The following is an 18869-nucleotide window of genomic DNA, read 5'->3' as shown; positions in this document are numbered from 1 at the left end:
CCGCGTGCGGGCTGTTCGCGTTCTGGCCTCGGGAAAATCCGGATACAAATCGATTCAATCAAACGATTGAACTGGCGTACCATCCGGCCATGCAACCCGAACATCCCGCGGCGATGGCATCGCCACAACGTGCCGACAGCCAGCAGTCGCGTGAGCGTCTGCTGCAGACGGCATTGCGCCTGTTCGCCGAACAGGGCTTCAGCAAGACCTCCACGCGCGCCATTGCGCAGGCGGCTGGCGTGAATATTTCCGCCATCAGCTACTACTTTGGCGACAAGCAGGGCCTGTACCGCAGCGCCTTTCTCGAACCCATGGTGCTGCTCGGCGAAGGTCCGCAGACCCAGGCGGCGGTACTGGACCCGGCGCTGACGCTGCAGCAGGCGCTGCGCCAGATGTACTGGCAGCGACTCAACGTGTTGCAGCAGGACGAGCTGGTGCAGTGCTGCGTGCGCCTGCATATCCGCGAAATGCTGGAGCCGACCGGCTTGCGCCAGTACGAGATCGATACCCAAATCCGGCCTTCGCACCAGGCGCTGTGGGAGCTGATCTGCCGCCACCTGGGCCTGGCCGATGTCGATACCGGCATCCAGCGCCTGACGCTGACGCTGATCGGCATGACGCTGCACTACATCGCGATGCAGGACGTGACGCAATCGGTCTGCCCGCAAGTGCTGCAACAGCCACAGGCGCTGGAACAGCTGGTGGAGGAGCTGAGCCGCTTTGGCCTGGCCATGGTGCGCGAGGTGGCGCAACAGCGCGGTCTGCCGCTGGACGAGCAGGCCAGCCTGCCGGCCTGGACCGTGGCCACGCCGCCCGACTGGGTGCTGGAGCTGGAGCCGTCCGATGCCTGAATTGCACCCGGTGGCAGCACCATCCCGACCGCTGCGCTGGCTGGCGCTGGCCTTGCCGCTGGCACTGGCTGCCTGCCAGAGCCTGCCACCGCGCCAGACCGAGGCGCCAGCCCCCACGCACTGGCGCGCACCCGCACCGATGCAGCTGCCGCATGGTGGCAGCACGCCCCAGTTGCTGTCCTGGTGGCAGGACTGGAACGATCCGGTGCTGCTGCAGCTGGTGCAATCGGCGCAGCAGGCCAGCCCGACATTGGCGCAGGCAGCGGCGCGCATCGCCCAGGCACGTGCCACGGCGGTGGGCGCACGCGCCAGCCAGCTGCCGGCGCTGGACGGCCAGGCCGGCGTGCAGCGCGGCACCTTCAGCAGCGGCATGCCGACGGCCGATATGCCGATCGCCACCAGCAGCCAGGCCGGCCTGCAGGCGCGCTGGGAAATCGACCTGTTTGGCGGCCTGCGCCATGCCAGCAGCGCGGCGCAGGCTCGGGTCGCCGGTGCCGAGGCGCAATGGCACGAGGCACGCGTCTCGCTGGCGGCCGATGTCGCCAACCAGTACTTTGCCCTGCGCAGCTGCCAGGGCCAGCTCGATACCGCCCGGCGCGATGCCACATCGCGCCGGGATACGGAACGGCTGACCGGTGATCTGGCACGTGCCGGCTTCAGTGCGCCCGCCACGCACGCGCTGACACAGGCCGGTGCCGCCCAGGCGGCCACCCGCGTGACCGAGGTACAGGCGCAGTGCACGGCGGCGCGCAAGGCGCTGGTGGCGCTGACCGCGCTTGATGAAGACACGCTGCAGCAGCAGCTCGATGCACCACGCCGTGGCCGCGCGCCCTGGCTGCAGCTGGACAGCGTGCCGGCACGCGTGCTGGAGCAGCGCCCGGATGTCTATGCCGCCGCGCAGGCGGTGGCGGCCGCCAGTGACGATGTCGGCCAGGCCGAGGCGCAGCGCTATCCGCGCCTGGGCCTGAGCGGCAATATCATGCGCAACCAGATCAGCCTGGGCGGCATGGATGCCGATGCCACGACCTGGAGTATCGGGCCGCTGTCGCTCAGCGTGCCGTTGTTCGACGGTGGCCGGCGTCGCGCCCAGGCCGATGCCGCCCGTGTGGCCTATGAGGCCGCCGCCAGCCAGTACCGCGCCACCGTGCGCAACGCCGTGCGCGAGGTGGAAACCGCGCTGGTCGAGATCGACAGCGCACGCCAGCGCAGTGCCGGCACCGAGGCCGCGCTGGAAGGCTACCGCAAGGCCTTCCGCGCCGCCGATGCGCGCTACCGCGCCGGCATGGGCAGCATGCTCGAACTCGAGGATGCGCGCCGCAACATGCTCGCGGCCGAACAGGCCCGCATCACGCTGAGAAAGCAGACCGACAGTGCCTGGGTGGCACTGTATCGCGCGCTGGGCGGAGGCTGGCAGGCGCCAGCTCCGGTAGCCAGCGCCAGTAGCAAGGGAAGCACTTCATGACACGTCAAAAGACTCTCTGGATCCTGATCGCACTGCTGGCCGTGCTGGGCCTGGTCGCATTCTGGTATTGGGGCGGGCGCGACGGCAGCCCTGCCGCCAGCTCTCCGGCATCGGCCTCCGCACGCCCTGCGTTGACGGTGGAAGTGACGCAGCCGGTGCGCGGCAGCGTGCCGCTGACGCTGGGTGTGAGCGGCAATATCGCCGCCTGGCAGGAAGCCGTGATCGGTTCGCAAAGCAACGGCCTGCGCTTGTCCGAGTTGCGCGCCAACGTGGGGGACACGGTGCGCAAGGGCCAGGTGCTGGCGGTGTTTGCCGCCGAAACCGTGCAGGCCGAAGTGCTGCAGGCCCGTGCCGCGCTGCTCGAGGCCGAAGCCCAGGCTGCCGATGCGCGTTCCAACGCCGAGCGCGCACGCAGCATCCAGGACACCGGCGCCCTGAGCCGCCAGCAGATCAACCAGTTCAACACCGCGGCCAAGGCCTCGGCGGCGCGCGTGGAGGCGGCACGGGCCGCGTTGCGCGCGCAGCAGCTGCGCCAGGGCTATACGCGCGTGCTGGCGCCCGATGACGGTGTGATCTCCTCGCGCACCGCGACGGTCGGTGCCGTGGTGCCGGCCGGCACCGAGCTGTTCCGCATGGTGCGCCAGGGCCGGCTCGAATGGCGCGCCGAGGTTGTCGGCCAGGATCTGGCAGCGCTGAAGGTAGGTGACAGCGCCAGTGTGGATCTGCCGGATGGCCGGCAGCTGGCCGGCACGGTGCGCAGCATTGCACCCACGCTGGACACGGCGCGCCGCATCGCCATCGTCTATGTCGATCTGCCCGGCGCGCAGCAGCAGGGTGCCAAGGCCGGCATGTACCTGAGTGGCCGTTTTGACCTGGGCCATGCCGAGGGCTGGATGATCCCGCACAGCGCCGTGGTTTCGCGTGATGGTTTCGATTTCATCTTCGTGCTGGCGGCGGACAGCCGGGTGCAGCAGCACAAGGTCACGCTGGGCGCACGCCAGGGCGATCTGGTGCAGGTGCTCGATGGCGTCGATGGCCAGACCCGGCTGGTGCACAGCGGTGCCGGTTTCCTGATCGATGGCGATCTGGTCAAGGTGGTGGCCACGGCTGCGCCAGTGGCGGTCGCACCGGCCAGCAGCGCCAGTCGCTGATTCCCGGGAGCCGGCATGAACTTTTCTGCGCTGTCGATCCGCAACCCGGTACCGGCGATCCTGCTGTTTGCCCTGCTGAGCCTGGCTGGCCTGATCGCCTTCAAGAGCAACAAGATCCAGGATTTTCCGGACATCCAGCTGCCGATCGTGACCGTCACCATCACGCAGCCCGGCGCCGCGCCGGCGCAGCTGGAAACCGAGGTGGCGCGCAAGGTGGAAAACACCGTCGCCACTCTCACCGGCATCAAGAACATCTACACCACGGTGATTGATGGCACCTCCAGCACGGTAGTCGAGTTCGAGCTGGAAAAGAACATCACCGATGCCGTGACCGAGACGCGCGATGCGGTGTCGCAGATTCGTTCCGACCTGCCGGGTGATATCCGTGAGCCGGTGGTGAGCAAGCTGTCCACCTCTGGCCGCGTGGTCGAGATCTACAGCGTGCGGCTCAAGCCCGGTGCCGGCTGGGACGAGGAGCAGCTCAGCTGGTACGTGGACAATACGCTCAACAAGCGCATGCTGGGCGTCAAGGGCGTGGGTGCGGTCAAGCGCATTGGCGGCGTGCACCGCGAGGTACAGCTGCTGCTGCAGCCCGATCGCATGCAGGCGCTCGGCGTGACGGCGGCTGATGTGTCACGCCAGCTCAGCCAGGTGCAGCAGGATCCGCCCAGCGGCCGTACCGACGTCGGCTCCGGCGAGCAGACCGTGCGCACGCTGTCGGCGGCGCGCAGTGCCGCTGAACTGGCCGAGCTGCGCATCCCGCTGGCGCAGGGCCGCAGCGTGCGCCTGGGCGATGTGGCCGAGGTGCGCGATACCGTGGCCGAGCAGCGCGCCATCGCGCTGGTGGACGGCCAGCAGACCATCGGCCTGGAAGTGTTCCGCTCCAAGGGCGCCAGCGAGGTGGAAGTGGCGCAGGCCATGGCCGCGGTGATGGCGCAGGCGCAGCGCGACCAGCCCGAGTTGGAGATCCGCCGCGTCGTCGACAATGCGCGTCCGGTGCAGGACAACTTCGACGGCAGCATGCAGCTGCTGTACGAGGGCGCGGTGCTGGCGGTGCTGGTGGTCTGGGCCTTTCTGCGCAACTGGCGTGCCACGCTGGTCGCGGCAACGGCGCTGCCCTTGTCCATCATTCCCACCTTCTTCGGCCTGAGCCTGTTCGGCTACACGCTGAACATGGTCACGCTGCTGTCGCTGGCCCTGGTGGTCGGCGTGCTGGTCGACGATGCGATCGTCGAGATCGAGAACATCGAGCGCCACATGGCGATGGGCAAGTCGCCGTTCCAGGCCGCACTTGAAGCCGCCGACGAAATCGGCATGGCGGTGATCGCCACCACTTTTGCGCTGGTCTCGGTGTTCCTGCCGACAGCCTTCATGAGCGGCATTCCCGGCCTGTTCTTCCGCCAGTTCGGCTGGACCGCGGTACTGGCAATCCTGGCCTCGCTGGTGGTGGCGCGGCTGCTGACGCCGATGATGGCAGCCTACCTGCTCAAGCCCGGCCGCCGCCACGCCGAGCCACCCCAGGACGGCCCGGTGATGCGCTTCTACCTGCGGCTGGTGCGCTGGTGCATCACGCACCGCGGCCTGACCATGCTGGCGGCGATGGTCCTGTTTGTCGGCTCGCTGCTGCTGATTCCGCTGCTGCCCACCGGCTTCATGCCGCATGCCGATCGCGGCCAGACCCAGCTCACCATCGAGCTGCCGCCCGGCAGCACGCTGCAGCAGACGCTGCAGGTGGCCGAGCTGACGCGCCAGCGCATCCAGCAGCAGGAAGGCGATCAGCTCGTCAACATCTATTCCTCCATTGGCGGCGGTGGCGCCGGTGACGGCTTCAAGCCCGGTGCCGCGGCCCAGGTGCACCGCGCCGTGCTCACCATCAACACGCTGCACCGCAACGAACGCAAGGACAGCCTGATTGCCATCGAGGGCCGCATCCGCGACATCGTGCGCGAGATTCCGGGCGCGCGCTTCCAGGTCGGCTCCGGCGACATGGGCAGCAAGATGGAGCTGGTGCTGCTCGGTGATGATGGCGCGCAGCTCGATCGCGTGGCGCAGGAGGCGGAACGCCAGCTGCGTACCCTGCAGGGCATTGGCGGCGTCACCTCCAGCGCCTCGCTGGTGCAGCCCGAGCTGATCATCCGGCCCGACCATGCGCGCGCCGCCGAGCTTGGCGTCACCGCCAGCGCCATCGCCCAGACCGTGCGCATTGCCACCAGCGGCGATTACGACCAGTACCTGCCCAAGATGAACCTGGACGAGCGCCAGATCCCGATCCGCATCAAGCTGCCGGATGACTACCGCCAGCGCATCGCCGATATCGAGCAGCTGCTGGTGCCGGCGCGCAACGGCATGGTGCCGCTGCTGGCGGTGGCACAGGTAGGGCTGGAAAGCGGCCCCTCGGTGATCAACCGCACCAACCGTGAACGCAGCGTCCGCCTCGATATCGAACTCGGCTCGCGCTCGCTGGGCCAGCTCAACGCCGAGGTGCGTACGCTGCCGGTGATGCAGCAGTTGCCGGCCGGCGTGCGCCTGGCCGAACTCGGTGACGCGCAGGAAATGAACGAACTGTTCAACAGCTTCGGCATTGCCATGACGATTGGCGTGCTTTGCATCTACGGCGTGCTGGTGCTGCTGTTCCGGGATTTCATGCAGCCGATCACGATCCTGGCGGCGCTGCCGCTGGCGATTGGTGGTGCCTTTGTCGCCATGCTGCTGGCCGGCAAGGCGCTCACCATGCCGGCCATGATCGGCCTGATCATGCTGATGGGCATCGTCACCAAGAACTCGATCCTGCTGGTCGACTACGCCATCATGGCGCGGCGCGAGGGCATGAGCCGCTTCGATGCGCTGATCGATGCCTGCCACAAGCGCAGCCGCCCGATCATCATGACCACGCTGGCGATGGGTGCCGGCATGACACCGCTGGCACTCGGCATGGGTGCCGCCGACCCAAGCTTCCGCTCGCCGATGGCCGTGGCCGTGATCGGTGGCCTGGTTACTTCCACGCTGCTGAGCCTGCTGGTGGTGCCGGCGTTCTACACCTGGATCGATGACCTGGAGCACTGGCTCGGCCGCCTGCTGAAGCGCCGCCAGCACGCCATGCCGTCTTCTGCCGAGAGCTGACCATGCTGACCCTGACCATCAAGACCCTGCTCAGTGCCATCCTCATCGTGGCGATTGCCGAACTGGGCAAGCGCAGCAGCTTCTGGGGCGCGGCGCTGGCCTCGCTGCCGCTGACCTCGCTGCTGGCCATGGTCTGGATGTACCTCGATACACGCGATACGGAACAGATCGCCGCCACTGCCGGCAGCATCTTCTGGCTGGTGATTCCCTCGCTGCTGCTGTTCGTGCTGCTGCCGCTGCTGCTGCGTGCCGGCTGGAATTTCTGGCTGGCACTGCTGCTGTCCAGCGTGGCCACGGCGCTGGCCTATGCGCTGATGGTCTGGCTGCTGCCGCGCTTTGGCATCACGCTGTAATCGCCGGGCGAACATGCGACCGTCACGCCGCTGCGCTACGATAGCGGCATCATGCCAACTTCTTCCTATGTCACGTATGCCCGCAACACGCGCGGGCGCGATTTTGCCGTGGGCGATATCCACGGCTGTTTCAACCGGCTGCAGCAGCTGCTGGACGGCATCGGCTTCGACCGCGCCACCGACCGGCTGTTTTCCCTCGGCGACCTGGTGAACCGCGGGCCGGATTCGCAGCAGGCGCTGCACTGGCTGGACCAGCCCTGGTTCCACGCCATTTCCGGCAACCACGATTTCATGATCTGGCGCGATGGCCTGGGCGATCCCTTTCCCTCGGTCGATCACCGCCTGCACGGTGGCAACTGGTTCGCCGGGTTGCCTGCGACCGAGCGCCGCGCCATTGCCGAGCGCCTGCAGCAGCTGCCCATCGTGGCCGAGGTGGACACCGCCGACGGCCCGGTCGGCCTGCTGCACGCCGAATGTCCGTACAACGACTGGCAGCACCTGCGCGACCGCCCGCTCGGCGACGACGAGCTGCACACCTGCCTGTGGGCGCGCTGGCGCATCCGCCAGGGTGATACCAGCGTGATCGAGAACATCCGCGCCGTGGCACATGGCCACAACACGATTGGCGCGGCGCGCGTGCTCGGCAACCGCTATTACCTCGATACCGGCGGCTGGATGGACGGGCGCGGCCACTTCAGCCTGCTGCAGCTGGACACGCTGGAACTGCAGCGCTGGCCACGCGCCGACTGAAGCGGCCCCGCGGGAGGTCGTAAGATGGTGGCACAACGACACCAGGAGACTCCATGGACACCACCCGCTACCTCGACGACCTGCAATCCGGCCAGGCCTTCACCACGGCCGGCTACAGCCTGACCGAAGCCGACATCATCGACTTTGCCTGGCGCTACGATCCGCAGCCCTTCCATCTGGACCTGAACGCGGCGGCGCAGTCGCCTTACGGCGGGCTGATCGCCAGCGGCTTCCAGAGCCTGCTGCTGTGCTTTCGCCTGTTCATCCAGACCGGTGTCTTCCATGCGTCCAGCATCGGCTCGCCCGGCATTGACGAACTGCGCTGGTACGCGCCGGTGCGCCCGGGTGATACGCTGCATGGCGTGATCGAGGTACTGGACGTGATCCCCTCGCGTTCCAAGCCGGATCGCGGCATTGCGCGCCTGCAGTACAAGGGCATCAACCAGCGTGGCGAAGAGGTGCTGGGCTTCCAGATCAAGCACCTGCTGCTGCGCCGCCCTGACGCCGCCAGCGCATGAAAAAAGCCACCAGCCCGAAGGCATGGTGGCTTGATCGTGCGGCGTTGACCGATCAGGCGCGGCGGGCCAGCTCGGCGGCCTTGCCCACGTAGGAGCCAGGCGTCATCGCCAGCAGGCGTTCCTTTTCGGACTCAGGAATTTCCAGGCCGCGGATCAGATTGTGCAGGTCAGCTGCCTGCACGGTCTTGCCGCGCGTGACTTCCTTGAGCTTCTCGTAGGCACCCTGCACGCCATAGCGGCGCATCACGGTCTGGATCGGCTCGGCCAGCACTTCCCAGGCGTGGTCCAGGTCTTCGGCCAGGCGTTCTTCATTGAGTTGCAGTTTGCCCAGGCCGGTCTGCAGCGACTGGTGCGCCAGGATGGCGTAGCCCAGTGCCACACCCATGTTGCGCAGCACGGTGGAGTCGGTCAGGTCACGCTGCCAGCGGCTGATCGGCAGCTTCTCGCTCAGGTGGCGCAGCAGGGCGTTGGCCAGGCCCAGGTTGCCTTCGGCGTTCTCGAAGTCGATCGGGTTGACCTTGTGCGGCATGGTGGAGGAGCCGATCTCGCCTTCCTTCAGCTTCTGCTTGAAGTAGCCGAAGCTGATGTAGCCCCAGACGTCGCGCGAGAAGTCGATCAGGATGGTGTTGCTGCGCGCCACGGCGTCGAACAGCTCGGCCATGTAGTCGTGCGGCTCGATCTGGATGCTGTAGGGCTGGAAAGTCAGGCCCAGGCCGAGCGGCTCGGGCGTCTCGACCACGTTCTTGCTGAAGGCTTCCCAGTCGATATCCGGGGCGGCGCTCAGGTGGGCGTTGTAGTTGCCGACGGCGCCGTTCATCTTGGCCATCAACGGCACGGCGGCAATCGCCTGGCGCGTCTTGTCCAGGCGTACCAGCACGTTGGCGATTTCCTTGCCGACGGTGGTCGGGCTGGCGGTCTGGCCGTGCGTGCGGCTCAGCATCGGCACTTCGGCAAACTTCTGCGCCATGTCGCGCAGGGTGTTGCAGATCGCGTCCAGGCCCGGCAGCAGCACCTGGTCGCGGCAGGCCTTGAGTTGCAGCGCGTGGCTGGTGTTGTTGATGTCTTCGCTGGTGCAGGAGAAGTGCACGAATTCGGAGGCGCTTTCCAGCTCGGGGCGGCCATCGAACTTGCCCTTGATCCAGTACTCGACCGCCTTCACGTCGTGGTTGGTGGTCTTCTCGATGTCCTTGATGGCGCGTGCGTCATCGACGGAGAAGTCCTTCACCAGATCCAGCAGGTACTTGCGTGCACCGGCCGTCAGGGGCTTGAACTGTTCCATGCCGGCATCGCTCAGCGCGATGAACCAGACCACTTCCACCTGCACGCGGGCGCGCATGTAGCCGTATTCGCTCATGCTGGAGCGCAGGGGACGGAGCTTGGCGGCATAACGCCCATCGAGGGGCGATACCGCGGTGACGGGGGAGAGGTCGAGTGATTGCATGTCGTCCATTTTACGGCGTCCGGCTGTTTTTGTTGCAGTGCAGCATGAAGGGGTCAAATTCCAGTGGTGGATAAGCGACATCTTCCTGCTGGGGCTAGAATAGTACACCGTTTCACTTGGCCATATGTCGGCCGTCCTGTCACATGAAACTCATCGGATCCCTGGCCAGCCCTTACGTACGCAAGGTACGCGTGGTGCTGGCCGAAAAAATGCTGCCTTACGAGTTCGAGCTCGAAAACGTCTGGCTGGCCGACACGTCCATCGGGGAACACAACCCGTTGCGCAAGATTCCGGTGCTGCTGCTCAAGACGGGTGAAGCGGTCTACGATTCGCGCGTGATCTGCCATTACCTGGATACGCTCAGCCCGGTCTGCAAGCTGCTGCCCTCCGAGGAGCGCGAGCGCCTGCAGGTGCGCTGCTGGGAAGCCCTGACCGACGGCGTGCTCGACGCTGCCATCCTGGCGCGCCTGGAAAACATCTTCTCCGGCCGCAGCGAGGCACAGCGCTGCCAGGCCTGGATTGATCACCAGCTGCTCAAGGTCGATGCCGGCCTGGCTGAAATGAGCCGCCTGCTGGGAGATCGCCCGTTCTGCTACGGCAACCAGTTCTCGCTGGCCGATATCGCCGTTGGCTGCACGCTGGGCTGGCTGGATTTGCGCTTCCCCGAGATCGACTGGCGCAGCCGCCACGCCAACCTGGCCGAACTGCAGTCCCGCCTGGAGCAGCGCCAGAGCTTTATCGACACCGTCCCGGCCTGAATCCATCGGCCTTAGCTGCCACGGGCTTGATCCGCATCAAGACTTGAATTCGGTTGTCGATTATCATTCTCATCTGATAATCGACACACCACCATGTCCTCCTCCCCCGAACCCGACCTGCCCCTGTCCGAGCTGACAACCGGACGCTGGGCGACCGTGCGCGGCGTGCTGCCCGATGCGCAGGGCCGCGAAGACGAACTCATGCTGCGCCTGATGGAAATCGGTTTCGTGCCGGGCGAGCAGGTGCGCATCACCGCCGCCGGCTGGCCGGGCCGTGAACCGCTGGCGGTGCGTGTCGGCCACACCACCTTTGCGCTGCGCCGTTACGAGGCCGAGCGCATCCGCGTGGCGGCAGGAGCTGATGATGCCCGCTGAGCGCATCGCAGCGGCTACGCTGCCGCAGCGCGTGGCGCTGCTTGGCAACCCGAATTGCGGCAAGACCGCGCTGTTCAACCTGCTCACCGGCAGCCGCCAGAAAGTCGCCAACTACGCCGGCGTCACGGTGGAGCGCAAGGAGGGTATCGCGCTCACGCCGCAAGGCCGCAGCGTGTTCGTGCTGGACCTGCCCGGTACCTACAGCCTGCACGCCGCCTCGGCCGATGAAGCCGTCACGCGCGATGTCGTCACCGGCCAAAGCGATGAGCCCTTGCCCGATCTGCTGATCTGCGTCGCCGATGCCACCAACCTGCGCCTGAGCCTGCAGCTGGTGCTGCAGGCACGCCAGCTCGGCCTGCCGATGCTGCTGGTGCTCAACCTGTCCGACATGCTGGTGCGAAGCGGCATCGAGATCGACCATGCCGCCTTGTCGCGTGAACTCGGCATCCCGGTGGTGTATGCCGTAGGCGTGCAGGCCGGCGGCGCGCACGAGATCCTGGCTGCGCTGGACCAGCCGCTGCCGCCAGTTCCTGTGGCCAAGGCAGCGGCAGAATCCGGCGCGCATGGCGTGCTCGCGCTGCAGGCCGAGGTGCGCCGGCTGATGGATATCTCGGTGCGCTCGCACACGCGCAAGCTGGAGCTGACCGACCGGCTGGATCGTGTGGTGCTGCACCCGGTGACCGGACCGCTGCTGCTGGCGCTGATCCTGTTCCTGGTGTTCCAGGCGGTGTTCAGCTGGGCCGCCTGGCCGATGGAGCTGATCCTGGCCGGTACCGAGGCGCTCGGCAGCTGGATCCATGCCAGCCTGCCGGACGGTGCCTTGCGCAGCCTGCTGGCCGATGGCGTGATTGCCGGTGCCGGCGGCGTGCTGGTGTTCCTGCCGCAGATCTTGTTCCTGTTCCTGTTTATCCTGGCGCTGGAAGATTCCGGCTACCTGCCGCGTGCCGCCTTCCTGCTCGATCGTCTCATGGGCAAGGTCGGCCTGTCCGGGCGCTCCTTCATCCCGCTGCTGTCCAGCTTTGCTTGTGCCGTGCCCGGCATCATGGCCACGCGCACCATCGGCAACTGGCGTGATCGCCTGGTCACCATCATGATTGCCCCGCTGATGACCTGCTCGGCACGGCTGCCGGTGTACACGCTGCTGATCGCCGCCTTCATCCCGACGCGCAAGGTGCTGGGCCTGTTCAACCTGCAGGGGCTGGTGCTGTTCGGGCTCTACCTGTTCGGCATTGTCTCGGCCATGCTGGTGGCCTGGATCGCCAAGCGCTGGCGCAGCCGGCAGGATTTTTCACCGCTGCTGATGGAATTGCCGGCCTACCGCTGGCCGAATCTGCGCAACCTGCTGCTGGGACTGCAGGAGCGCGCCTGGATTTTCCTGCGTCGAGTCGGCACCATCATCCTGGCGATGAGCATCGTGCTCTGGTTCCTGTCCAGCTACCCGGCACCGCCGCCCGGGGCCACGGCTCCGGCGATCGAATATAGCCTGGCCGGCATGCTCGGTCGCGGGCTGGAGCTGCTGTTTGCGCCCATCGGCTTCAACTGGCAGATCAGCATCGCCCTGGTGCCGGGCATGGCCGCGCGCGAGGTCGTGGTGGGGGCGCTGGGCACAGTCTATGCCCTGTCCGGCAGCGAGGAGGGCGTGAGCGCCCAGCTGCAGACGCTGCTGGCCGGCCAGTGGTCGCTGGCGACCGGCCTGTCGCTGCTGGTCTGGTTCGTGTTTGCGCCGCAGTGCCTGTCCACGCTGGCCATGGTGCGCCGCGAGACGCACGGCTGGAAGCATGTCTGGATCATGCTGGCCTACATGTTCGTGTTGGCCTATGCCGCCAGCTTCATCACCTACCGTCTGGCCCTGGCGCTGGGCGGCTGACCGGAGGATTCGCCATGTGGCAAGACCTGATCGTGGGCGTGATTGTCGTGCTGGCTGCGCTCTACGCCGTCTGGCGCCTGATGCCCGGGCGCTGGCGCGAGCGTCTGGGCGGCCAGGCCGGCGGCTGTGGCAGCAGCACCAGCAGTGCCTGCGGCCAATGCCCGCACAAGCGGTCCGGCGGTGGCGGTTGCCACTGAGCCTGCTGTGCTAGACTGTCCTGATCGTCGGTTCCCGTTGCGTTGCAACGGGTGAAAAGGGAATACCGTGCCGGGTCTTGCACCCGAAGTCGGTAACTGCCCCCGCAGCTGTAATCGGTTTGCGTTGTCCGCTCATGCCACTGGATGCGTCCGGGAAGGCAGGTCAACGCGTCAGGCCGTGAGTCAGAAGACCTGCCGCGATACCAAGCTTTTTTCCATTGGGGCGGGGTGTCCCTGACATGAGGCCGATCATGCATGTATTCCTTGCTGCCTTCTGTTGCCCGGCGCGTGCGCCGGAGATGCCTGTCTGCGCCTGCCGATGCGGAGACCGGGCATGCCAGCCAGCCTGACTTCCTGTTCCCCGTTCCCGGCAGCCGCTGACCGGCGTCACTTGCCCTGCCCGTCTTTCCAGCGGGAGCCCGAGCATGCTGAACGAACAACGTACCCTGTCCATAGCCGCGATGCAGGTGATCCGGCGCAACGGCGATGTCGTCGCCTTCCAGCCCGACAAGATCGCCGTGGCGCTGACCAAGGCCTTTCTGGCGGTGGAGGGCAGCCAGGGCAGTGCCTCCTCGCGCATCCGTGACCTGGTCGCGCAACTGACCGATACCGTGGTGCGTTCGCTCACGCGGCGCCTGCCCGATGGCGGCACGGTACACATCGAGAATATCCAGGACCAGGTCGAACTGGCGCTGATGCGCTCCGGCGAGCACGATGTGGCACGCGCCTATGTGCTCTACCGCGAACGCCGCGCCGCCGAACGTGCGGCGCAGGCTGGCAGCGAAGCCGTGCCGCTGCTGCATGTGCTGGTGCAGGGCGAGCGCCGTCCGCTCGATGCCGCTGCGCTGCTGGCGCAGTGCGAAGCTGCCTGTCATGGCCTAGGCGAGGGCGTCTCGGCGCAGCGCATCCTGGAGCAGACGCTGCAGAACCTGTACGACGGTATCCCGCAGGCCGATGTGCAGCAGGCGCTGATCCTGGCGGCGCGCACCTTGATCGAGCAGGACCCGGATTACGACTTTGCCACGGCGCGCCTGCTGTTGGCGCAGCTGATTGCAGAGGTGATCGGCGAAGCGGTGCTGCCGCAGGATGCCGCAGCAAGCCAGGCAGGCTACTTTGCACAAGGCATTGCCCGCGGCATTGATGCGCAGCTGCTGGATCCGCGTCTGGCTGATTTCGACCTGGAGCGGCTGGCAGCAGCCTTGCGCTGCGAGCGCGATGGCCAGTTCCGCTACCTGGGCCTGCAAACCCTGTACGACCGCTATTTCCTGCACATCGAGGGCCGTCGCATCGAGACGCCGCAGCTGTTCTTCATGCGCGTGGCGATGGGGCTGGCGCTCAACGAGATCGACCGCGAAGCACGGGCGTTGGAGTTCTATGCGCTGCTGTCCAGCTTCGACTTCATGTGCTCCACGCCGACGCTGTTCAACAGCGGCACGCGCCATCCGCAGCTGTCATCGTGCTACCTGACCACGGTGGAGGATGACCTCGGCAGCATTTTCGGCTCGATCAGGGACAACGCGCTGTTGCAGAAATTTGCCGGTGGCCTGGGCAATGACTGGACGCCGGTGCGTGCGCTCGGCAGCCGCATCCGCGGCACCAACGGCGAGAGCCAGGGCGTGATCCCTTTCCTCAAGGTGGTGAACGACACCGCAGTGGCGGTCAACCAGGGCGGCAAGCGCAAGGGCGCCGTCTGTGCCTATCTGGAAACCTGGCACCTGGACATCGAGGACTTCCTCGACCTGCGCAAGAACACCGGCGACGAGCGCCGCCGCACGCACGACATGAACACCGCCAACTGGATTCCCGACCTGTTCATGCAGCGCATGCAGGCCGGTGCCGACTGGACGCTGTTCTCGCCGGATGAGGTGCCCGATCTGCACGGGAAGACCGGCCAGGCCTTTGCCGAGGCCTACATCGCCTACGAGGCGCAGGCCGATGCCGGCCAGATCCGCCGGTTCAAGCGCCTGCCGGCGCAGCAGCTATGGCGCAAGATGCTGACCATGCTGTTCGAGACCGGCCATCCCTGGATCACCTTCAAGGATGCCTGCAACCTGCGCTCGCCGCAGCAGCATGCCGGCGTGGTGCACTCGTCCAACCTGTGCACCGAGATCACGCTCAACACCTCCGACAGCGAAACCGCGGTCTGCAACCTGGGCTCGGTCAACCTGCCGGCGCACCTGCGCGATGGCGCGCTGGACCAGGACAAGCTGGCGTGCACCATCCGCACGGCGATGCGCATGCTCGACAACGTGATCGATCTCAACTACTACGCCACGCCCAAGGCGCGCAATGCCAACCTGCGTCATCGCCCGGTCGGGCTGGGCATCATGGGCTTTGCCGATTGCCTGTACACGCTGGGCCTGCCCTATGCCTCGGACGAGGCCGTGGCCTTTGCCGATCGCAGCATGGAAATGGTCTGCTACCAGGCCTACCTGGCCTCGACCGAACTGGCGCGCGAGCGCGGCTGCTATTCCAGCTTTGCCGGCAGCCTGTGGCAGCAGGGCGTGCTGCCGCACGAGTCGATCGCGCTGCTGGAGGCCGGCCGCGGCGAAGCGGTGCTGGTGGACCGTAGCAGCACGCTGGACTGGGAGGCGCTGAAACAGCGCATCGCGCAACATGGCATGCGCAACTCCAATTGCGTGGCGATTGCGCCTACTGCCACCATTTCCAACATCGTCGGCGTCTCGGCCAGCATCGAGCCGGCCTACCAGAACCTGTACGTCAAATCCAACCTGTCGGGCGAGTTCACCGTGGTCAATGCGGCGCTGGTGCAGGACCTGAAGGCGCTCGGCCTGTGGGATGAGGTGATGGTGGATGACCTGAAGTATTTCGATGGTGCACTGGCGCGCATCGAGCGCGTGCCGCAGGATGTGCGCGAGCGTTACGCCACCGCCTTCGAGATTGATCCGGTCTGGCTGGTGGAAGCCGCTGCGCGCCGCCAGAAGTGGATCGACCAGGCGCAATCGCTCAACCTGTACCTGGCGCAGCCCTCTGGTCGCAAGCTGGACGAGCTGTACCGCCTGGCCTGGCGGCGCGGCCTGAAGACCACCTACTACCTGCGCACGCTGGGGGCCAGCCAGGCCGAAAAGACCAGCGTGCCTGATAACGCCAGCCGCAGTGCCAGCACCGGTGGTCCGGCCCTGTGCAGCCTGGACGATCCCGGCTGCGAAGCCTGCCAGTAAGCCTTGATGACATGAGCGAGACCAGCGAGATGACTGCCTTCCGATTCGATGACTGGGAACTGCCGACCCAGACCCCCCCTGCACGCCAGCCCATGCCGGCCACCGCGGCACCTGCACCCGCTACAAGCGCAGCAGCTGCGCCCGCTGCTGCCGTGACTGCCACCCGCGCCAGCGACAAGCGCATCGTCAACGGCCAGGGCGATATCAACCAGCTGGCACCGTTCAAGTACCCTTGGGCCTGGTCCTATTTCCTGATGGCCAACAACAACCACTGGACGCCGCTGGAAATCTCCATGGCGCAGGACGTGCATGACTACCACCACCGCCTGACGCCAGCCGAGCGCCACATCTTCGAGAATGTGCTGGCTTACCTGACCACCTCCGACATCCTCGCCATGCGCAACATCGGCCTGGCCGTGATGGAGAAGATGACTGCGCCCGAGCTGCAGATCTACCAGGCGCGCCAGGTCTACGAAGAGGCGCTGCATACCTGGACCTACCAGCACTGCATCGAGAGCATCGGCCTGGACCAGCAGGAGATTTACAACCGCTACCGCGTGGTGCCGCAGATCCACGGCAAGATCGCCTTGGCGCAGCGCCGGCTCGAGAGCGTGATGGCGTCCGACTTTGACCTGAAGGACCGGGACAATCTGCACACCTTTGCGCTGTCGTACTTCTTCTTTGCCGTGGTGTTCGAGGGCTGCTGGTTCTACAACGGTTTCACGCCGATCTTTGCGCTGCAGCGGCGCGGCCTGATGAAAGGCACGGCCGAGCAGCTGCAGTACATCATGCGCGACGAGGTGCTGCATGCCGGCTTCGGCATCCGCGTGGTGCGCGAGCTGCTGGCCGAAGAGCAGCTGGAACTGGATCCGCAGGCACTGCGCCAGCTCTGGGACGAGGCCGAAGCCGCCGAGCAGGCCTATGCCAGCTACATCCTGCGTGATCCGGTCCTCGGCTACAACGCCGGGCTGCACATGCAGCAGTTCCGCTTTATCGCGAACCGGCGTGCACGCCAGGCCGGCGTCGCCGAGCCGTTTCCCGGGGCCAGCAATGTGCTGCCCTGGCTGGATGAGCAGGCCAATCTGCGCAAGGAAAAGAACTTTTTCGAGACCCGTGTCACCGAATACCAGAGCGGTGCTGCACTGGCCTGGGACTAGGGCGGCGCAGCTTCCCTACAATGGGGCATCGTCCTGACGGTGCTGCGCACCGGAATCCCTGCCCATGGAAGCCTTGTCTGCCGGCTGGTGGCTGTCGCTGCTGGCCATTGTCCTGATCGATCTGGTATTGACCGGCGAGCGCGCCGTGGTCATCGCCGAAGCGGCGCGCCAGCTGCCGCGCCGTGCCTATGGCGGTGCGCTGGCGGCAGGTACCGTGCTGGCGCTGCTGATGCGCGTGCTGATGACGGTCGGCCTGCTCTGGCTGCTGCAGACACCGGGCCTGTTGCTCGCAGGCGGCATCGTGCTGCTGGGCATTGCCTGGCGCACCCAGGCGCGACGCCATCGCGCGCTGATGCTGCCGGAAACGCCGGCCCAGGGCATCTGGGGCACCATGCGCAGCGTCGTCGTTGCCGATGCGCTGATGGGCATGGACAACGTGCTGGCGGTGGCCGGGGCGGCACGCAACACGGTGGATCTGGTGGTGATCGGCCTGCTGCTGACCGTGCCGATGATCGTGTTTGGCAGCCGCCATATTCCGCGCCTGCTGGCCGAGCTGCCACTGCTGCGCACGCTCGGGGCTGCGGTCATGGCGATCACGGCAGGCCAGATGATCGCGAACGAACCCTGGATACTGCGCGACATTTTTGCCGCCAGTCCGCTCTGGTACTGGGGGCTGGTGCTGGGCCTGACGCTGCTGGTGCTGTTGACCGGCTGGCGTCGCAAGCCGAAAACGGTAGTCACCAACAAGAACTGATCCGCAAGGGATCAGTTCAGGAGGTGTATCAGCGCGGGGCGTGTGGCTTGTCCTGGGGCTCCAGGCCGCGCTGCATCAGCTTGGCCATGCTTTCCGCTTCCTGGCGCAGCAGTGTGGGCAGCAGCGCCTTGATCGCCTGCAGCAGCAGTTCGGGCGTACCACGTAGCCACTCGTCCATGTGGCCGGGCAGGATCGTGTGTTCGCCATGGTTCTGCGTGGTGACCTGCATGGCCAGGCGCAGATAGGTGCGTACCAGACGACGCAGCTCATGCACCAGCTCATTCTGGATGGTCGCACCCTGATCAATGGTGACTCCCATGCTGGCCAGACGGTTGCCGAGCGGACGCAGCTCGGGTGCCAGGTGTTCGACACTGCCATCAGCGTGTATGCGCAGGATGCCGGACTGTTGCAGCTTCTGCGCCACTTCGGGGGTCAGCTGCTGGTCCCAGTCCTGCTCGATGATTTCCGGAGCCACGGTTTCTGTCGCACTTTCCGATGTGCCGATCACGTTCAGGATGTGGGACTGGGCTGCGATCCAGGAGTCGGCATGGGCGGGCATGCGTGCATCCTGCTGCAGGATCTGCTTGATGCGATCCAGGCCAAAGCCTTGTTCACGCAGGCTGCGGATCACTTCCAGCCGGGCCGTGTGTTCAGAACCATACAGGCCCAGGCGGCCGCGCAGGGTGATCGGTGGCAGCATGCCGGCACTGTTGTAGGCACGGATGTTGCGGACTGACATCCCGACATAGGCTGCCAGCTCCTCGATCGTCATGGTATGGGCTCCGGAGTCCGGAGATGTGGAGGCGCCTGTCTTACTGCTCATGTCTTGTCGCGATCCATAGTGATTGATGTGATGCATCTGTCATGCATGGCAGACGTCACAGACACCGGATTATACACGCCGGATGTCATGAAGGATATCAGTACCATGGG

At 66.1% G+C, this 18869-nt stretch carries 16 protein-coding genes and 1 riboswitch; of the genes, 14 read left to right on the top strand and 2 right to left on the bottom strand.

Features of this window, described 5'->3' with window-relative positions; genetic code table 11:
- Positions 1–89 precede the first annotated feature (89 nt).
- The 7 genes from ACI3EV_RS00325 to ACI3EV_RS00295 are packed head-to-tail and all read left to right on the top strand — an operon-like array spanning position 90 to position 8205.
- Entirely contained in the window at positions 90–851 is a 762-nt protein-coding gene (locus ACI3EV_RS00325; protein ID WP_329769789.1) for a CerR family C-terminal domain-containing protein, read from the top strand.
- The gene (locus ACI3EV_RS00320; protein ID WP_337691735.1) at positions 844–2313 is read left to right on the top strand and encodes an efflux transporter outer membrane subunit; all 1470 of its coding nucleotides are present in this window, start codon (positions 844–846) and stop codon (positions 2311–2313) included. The genes ACI3EV_RS00325 and ACI3EV_RS00320 overlap by 8 nt, the downstream gene beginning before the upstream one ends.
- Entirely contained in the window at positions 2310–3464 is a 1155-nt protein-coding gene (locus ACI3EV_RS00315; protein WP_337691737.1) for an efflux RND transporter periplasmic adaptor subunit, read from the top strand. Before ACI3EV_RS00320 ends, ACI3EV_RS00315 begins: the two co-directional genes overlap by 4 nt.
- Before the next feature lie 15 nt (positions 3465–3479).
- A complete protein-coding gene (locus ACI3EV_RS00310; protein WP_337691739.1) occupies positions 3480–6584 on the top strand; it encodes an efflux RND transporter permease subunit in 3105 nt (1034 codons plus the stop codon).
- A gap of 2 nt (positions 6585–6586) precedes the next feature.
- The gene (locus tag ACI3EV_RS00305; RefSeq protein WP_329769785.1) at positions 6587–6937 is read left to right on the top strand and encodes a DUF3147 family protein; all 351 of its coding nucleotides are present in this window, start codon (positions 6587–6589) and stop codon (positions 6935–6937) included.
- Between the two features lie 51 nt (positions 6938–6988).
- Complete coding sequence (locus ACI3EV_RS00300; protein ID WP_337691742.1) at positions 6989–7687, top strand: metallophosphoesterase; 699 nt, start codon at positions 6989–6991, stop codon at positions 7685–7687.
- Between the two features lie 53 nt (positions 7688–7740).
- Complete coding sequence (locus tag ACI3EV_RS00295) at positions 7741–8205, top strand: MaoC family dehydratase (RefSeq protein WP_337691744.1); 465 nt, start codon at positions 7741–7743, stop codon at positions 8203–8205.
- A gap of 52 nt (positions 8206–8257) precedes the next feature.
- Here the strand turns inward: ACI3EV_RS00295 and purB are convergent, their stop codons facing one another.
- A complete protein-coding gene (gene purB, locus ACI3EV_RS00290) occupies positions 8258–9655 on the bottom strand; it encodes an adenylosuccinate lyase (protein WP_337691746.1) in 1398 nt (465 codons plus the stop codon).
- A 134-nt stretch (positions 9656–9789) separates the two neighbouring features.
- Between purB and ACI3EV_RS00285 the strand changes: the two genes are divergently transcribed.
- The 7 genes from ACI3EV_RS00285 to ACI3EV_RS00255 all read left to right on the top strand — a co-directional run bounded on the left by ACI3EV_RS00285 (position 9790) and on the right by ACI3EV_RS00255 (position 17936).
- The gene (locus tag ACI3EV_RS00285; protein WP_329769781.1) at positions 9790–10404 is read left to right on the top strand and encodes a glutathione S-transferase C-terminal domain-containing protein; all 615 of its coding nucleotides are present in this window, start codon (positions 9790–9792) and stop codon (positions 10402–10404) included.
- A 93-nt stretch (positions 10405–10497) separates the two neighbouring features.
- On the top strand, positions 10498–10779 hold the full coding sequence (locus ACI3EV_RS00280) for a FeoA family protein (protein ID WP_329769780.1): 282 nt from the start codon (positions 10498–10500) through the stop codon (positions 10777–10779).
- Complete coding sequence (gene feoB, locus ACI3EV_RS00275; protein WP_337691860.1) at positions 10769–12646, top strand: ferrous iron transport protein B; 1878 nt, start codon at positions 10769–10771, stop codon at positions 12644–12646. Before ACI3EV_RS00280 ends, feoB begins: the two co-directional genes overlap by 11 nt.
- A gap of 14 nt (positions 12647–12660) precedes the next feature.
- Entirely contained in the window at positions 12661–12843 is a 183-nt protein-coding gene (locus tag ACI3EV_RS00270) for a hypothetical protein (RefSeq protein WP_337691749.1), read from the top strand.
- 11 nt (positions 12844–12854) lie between these two features.
- Positions 12855–13058: riboswitch (cobalamin riboswitch) on the top strand.
- Between the two features lie 210 nt (positions 13059–13268).
- Positions 13269–16025, top strand: coding sequence for a ribonucleoside-diphosphate reductase subunit alpha (locus ACI3EV_RS00265; RefSeq protein ID WP_337691751.1), 2757 nt, complete (start codon positions 13269–13271; stop codon positions 16023–16025).
- 11 nt (positions 16026–16036) lie between these two features.
- Entirely contained in the window at positions 16037–17182 is a 1146-nt protein-coding gene (locus tag ACI3EV_RS00260) for a ribonucleotide-diphosphate reductase subunit beta (protein WP_329769777.1), read from the top strand.
- Positions 17183–17246: 64 nt separating this feature from the next.
- The gene (locus ACI3EV_RS00255) at positions 17247–17936 is read left to right on the top strand and encodes a YjbE family putative metal transport protein (protein ID WP_329769776.1); all 690 of its coding nucleotides are present in this window, start codon (positions 17247–17249) and stop codon (positions 17934–17936) included.
- A 28-nt stretch (positions 17937–17964) separates the two neighbouring features.
- Here the strand turns inward: ACI3EV_RS00255 and ACI3EV_RS00250 are convergent, their stop codons facing one another.
- Entirely contained in the window at positions 17965–18708 is a 744-nt protein-coding gene (locus tag ACI3EV_RS00250) for a MerR family transcriptional regulator (protein WP_337691755.1), read from the bottom strand.
- Positions 18709–18869 lie beyond the last annotated feature (161 nt).

Source organism: Allobrachymonas wangyanguii (assembly GCF_045055315.1).
GTDB classification, from domain to species: domain Bacteria; phylum Pseudomonadota; class Gammaproteobacteria; order Burkholderiales; family Burkholderiaceae_C; genus Brachymonas; species Brachymonas wangyanguii.
This window is presented reverse-complemented; position numbering and strand designations above follow the sequence as displayed.

Excerpts from the sequence above, each read along its gene's own strand:
- ACI3EV_RS00270 (WP_337691749.1), top strand. The coding sequence starts at position 12,661 with ATGTGGCAAGACCTGATCGTGGGCGTGATTGTCGTGCTGGCTGCGCTC.
- ACI3EV_RS00315 (WP_337691737.1), top strand. The coding sequence starts at position 2,310 with ATGACACGTCAAAAGACTCTCTGGATCCTGATCGCACTGCTGGCCGTG.
- ACI3EV_RS00320 (WP_337691735.1), top strand. The coding sequence starts at position 844 with ATGCCTGAATTGCACCCGGTGGCAGCACCATCCCGACCGCTGCGCTGG.
- ACI3EV_RS00280 (WP_329769780.1), top strand. The coding sequence starts at position 10,498 with ATGTCCTCCTCCCCCGAACCCGACCTGCCCCTGTCCGAGCTGACAACC.
- ACI3EV_RS00260 (WP_329769777.1), top strand. The coding sequence starts at position 16,037 with ATGAGCGAGACCAGCGAGATGACTGCCTTCCGATTCGATGACTGGGAA.
- purB (WP_337691746.1), bottom strand. The coding sequence starts at position 9,655 with ATGGACGACATGCAATCACTCGACCTCTCCCCCGTCACCGCGGTATCG.
- ACI3EV_RS00250 (WP_337691755.1), bottom strand. The coding sequence starts at position 18,708 with ATGACGATCGAGGAGCTGGCAGCCTATGTCGGGATGTCAGTCCGCAAC.
- ACI3EV_RS00300 (WP_337691742.1), top strand. The coding sequence starts at position 6,989 with ATGCCAACTTCTTCCTATGTCACGTATGCCCGCAACACGCGCGGGCGC.
- ACI3EV_RS00305 (WP_329769785.1), top strand. The coding sequence starts at position 6,587 with ATGCTGACCCTGACCATCAAGACCCTGCTCAGTGCCATCCTCATCGTG.
- ACI3EV_RS00255 (WP_329769776.1), top strand. The coding sequence starts at position 17,247 with ATGGAAGCCTTGTCTGCCGGCTGGTGGCTGTCGCTGCTGGCCATTGTC.
- ACI3EV_RS00265 (WP_337691751.1), top strand. The coding sequence starts at position 13,269 with ATGCTGAACGAACAACGTACCCTGTCCATAGCCGCGATGCAGGTGATC.
- ACI3EV_RS00325 (WP_329769789.1), top strand. The coding sequence starts at position 90 with ATGCAACCCGAACATCCCGCGGCGATGGCATCGCCACAACGTGCCGAC.
- feoB (WP_337691860.1), top strand. The coding sequence starts at position 10,769 with ATGCCCGCTGAGCGCATCGCAGCGGCTACGCTGCCGCAGCGCGTGGCG.
- ACI3EV_RS00295 (WP_337691744.1), top strand. The coding sequence starts at position 7,741 with ATGGACACCACCCGCTACCTCGACGACCTGCAATCCGGCCAGGCCTTC.
- ACI3EV_RS00310 (WP_337691739.1), top strand. The coding sequence starts at position 3,480 with ATGAACTTTTCTGCGCTGTCGATCCGCAACCCGGTACCGGCGATCCTG.
- ACI3EV_RS00285 (WP_329769781.1), top strand. The coding sequence starts at position 9,790 with ATGAAACTCATCGGATCCCTGGCCAGCCCTTACGTACGCAAGGTACGC.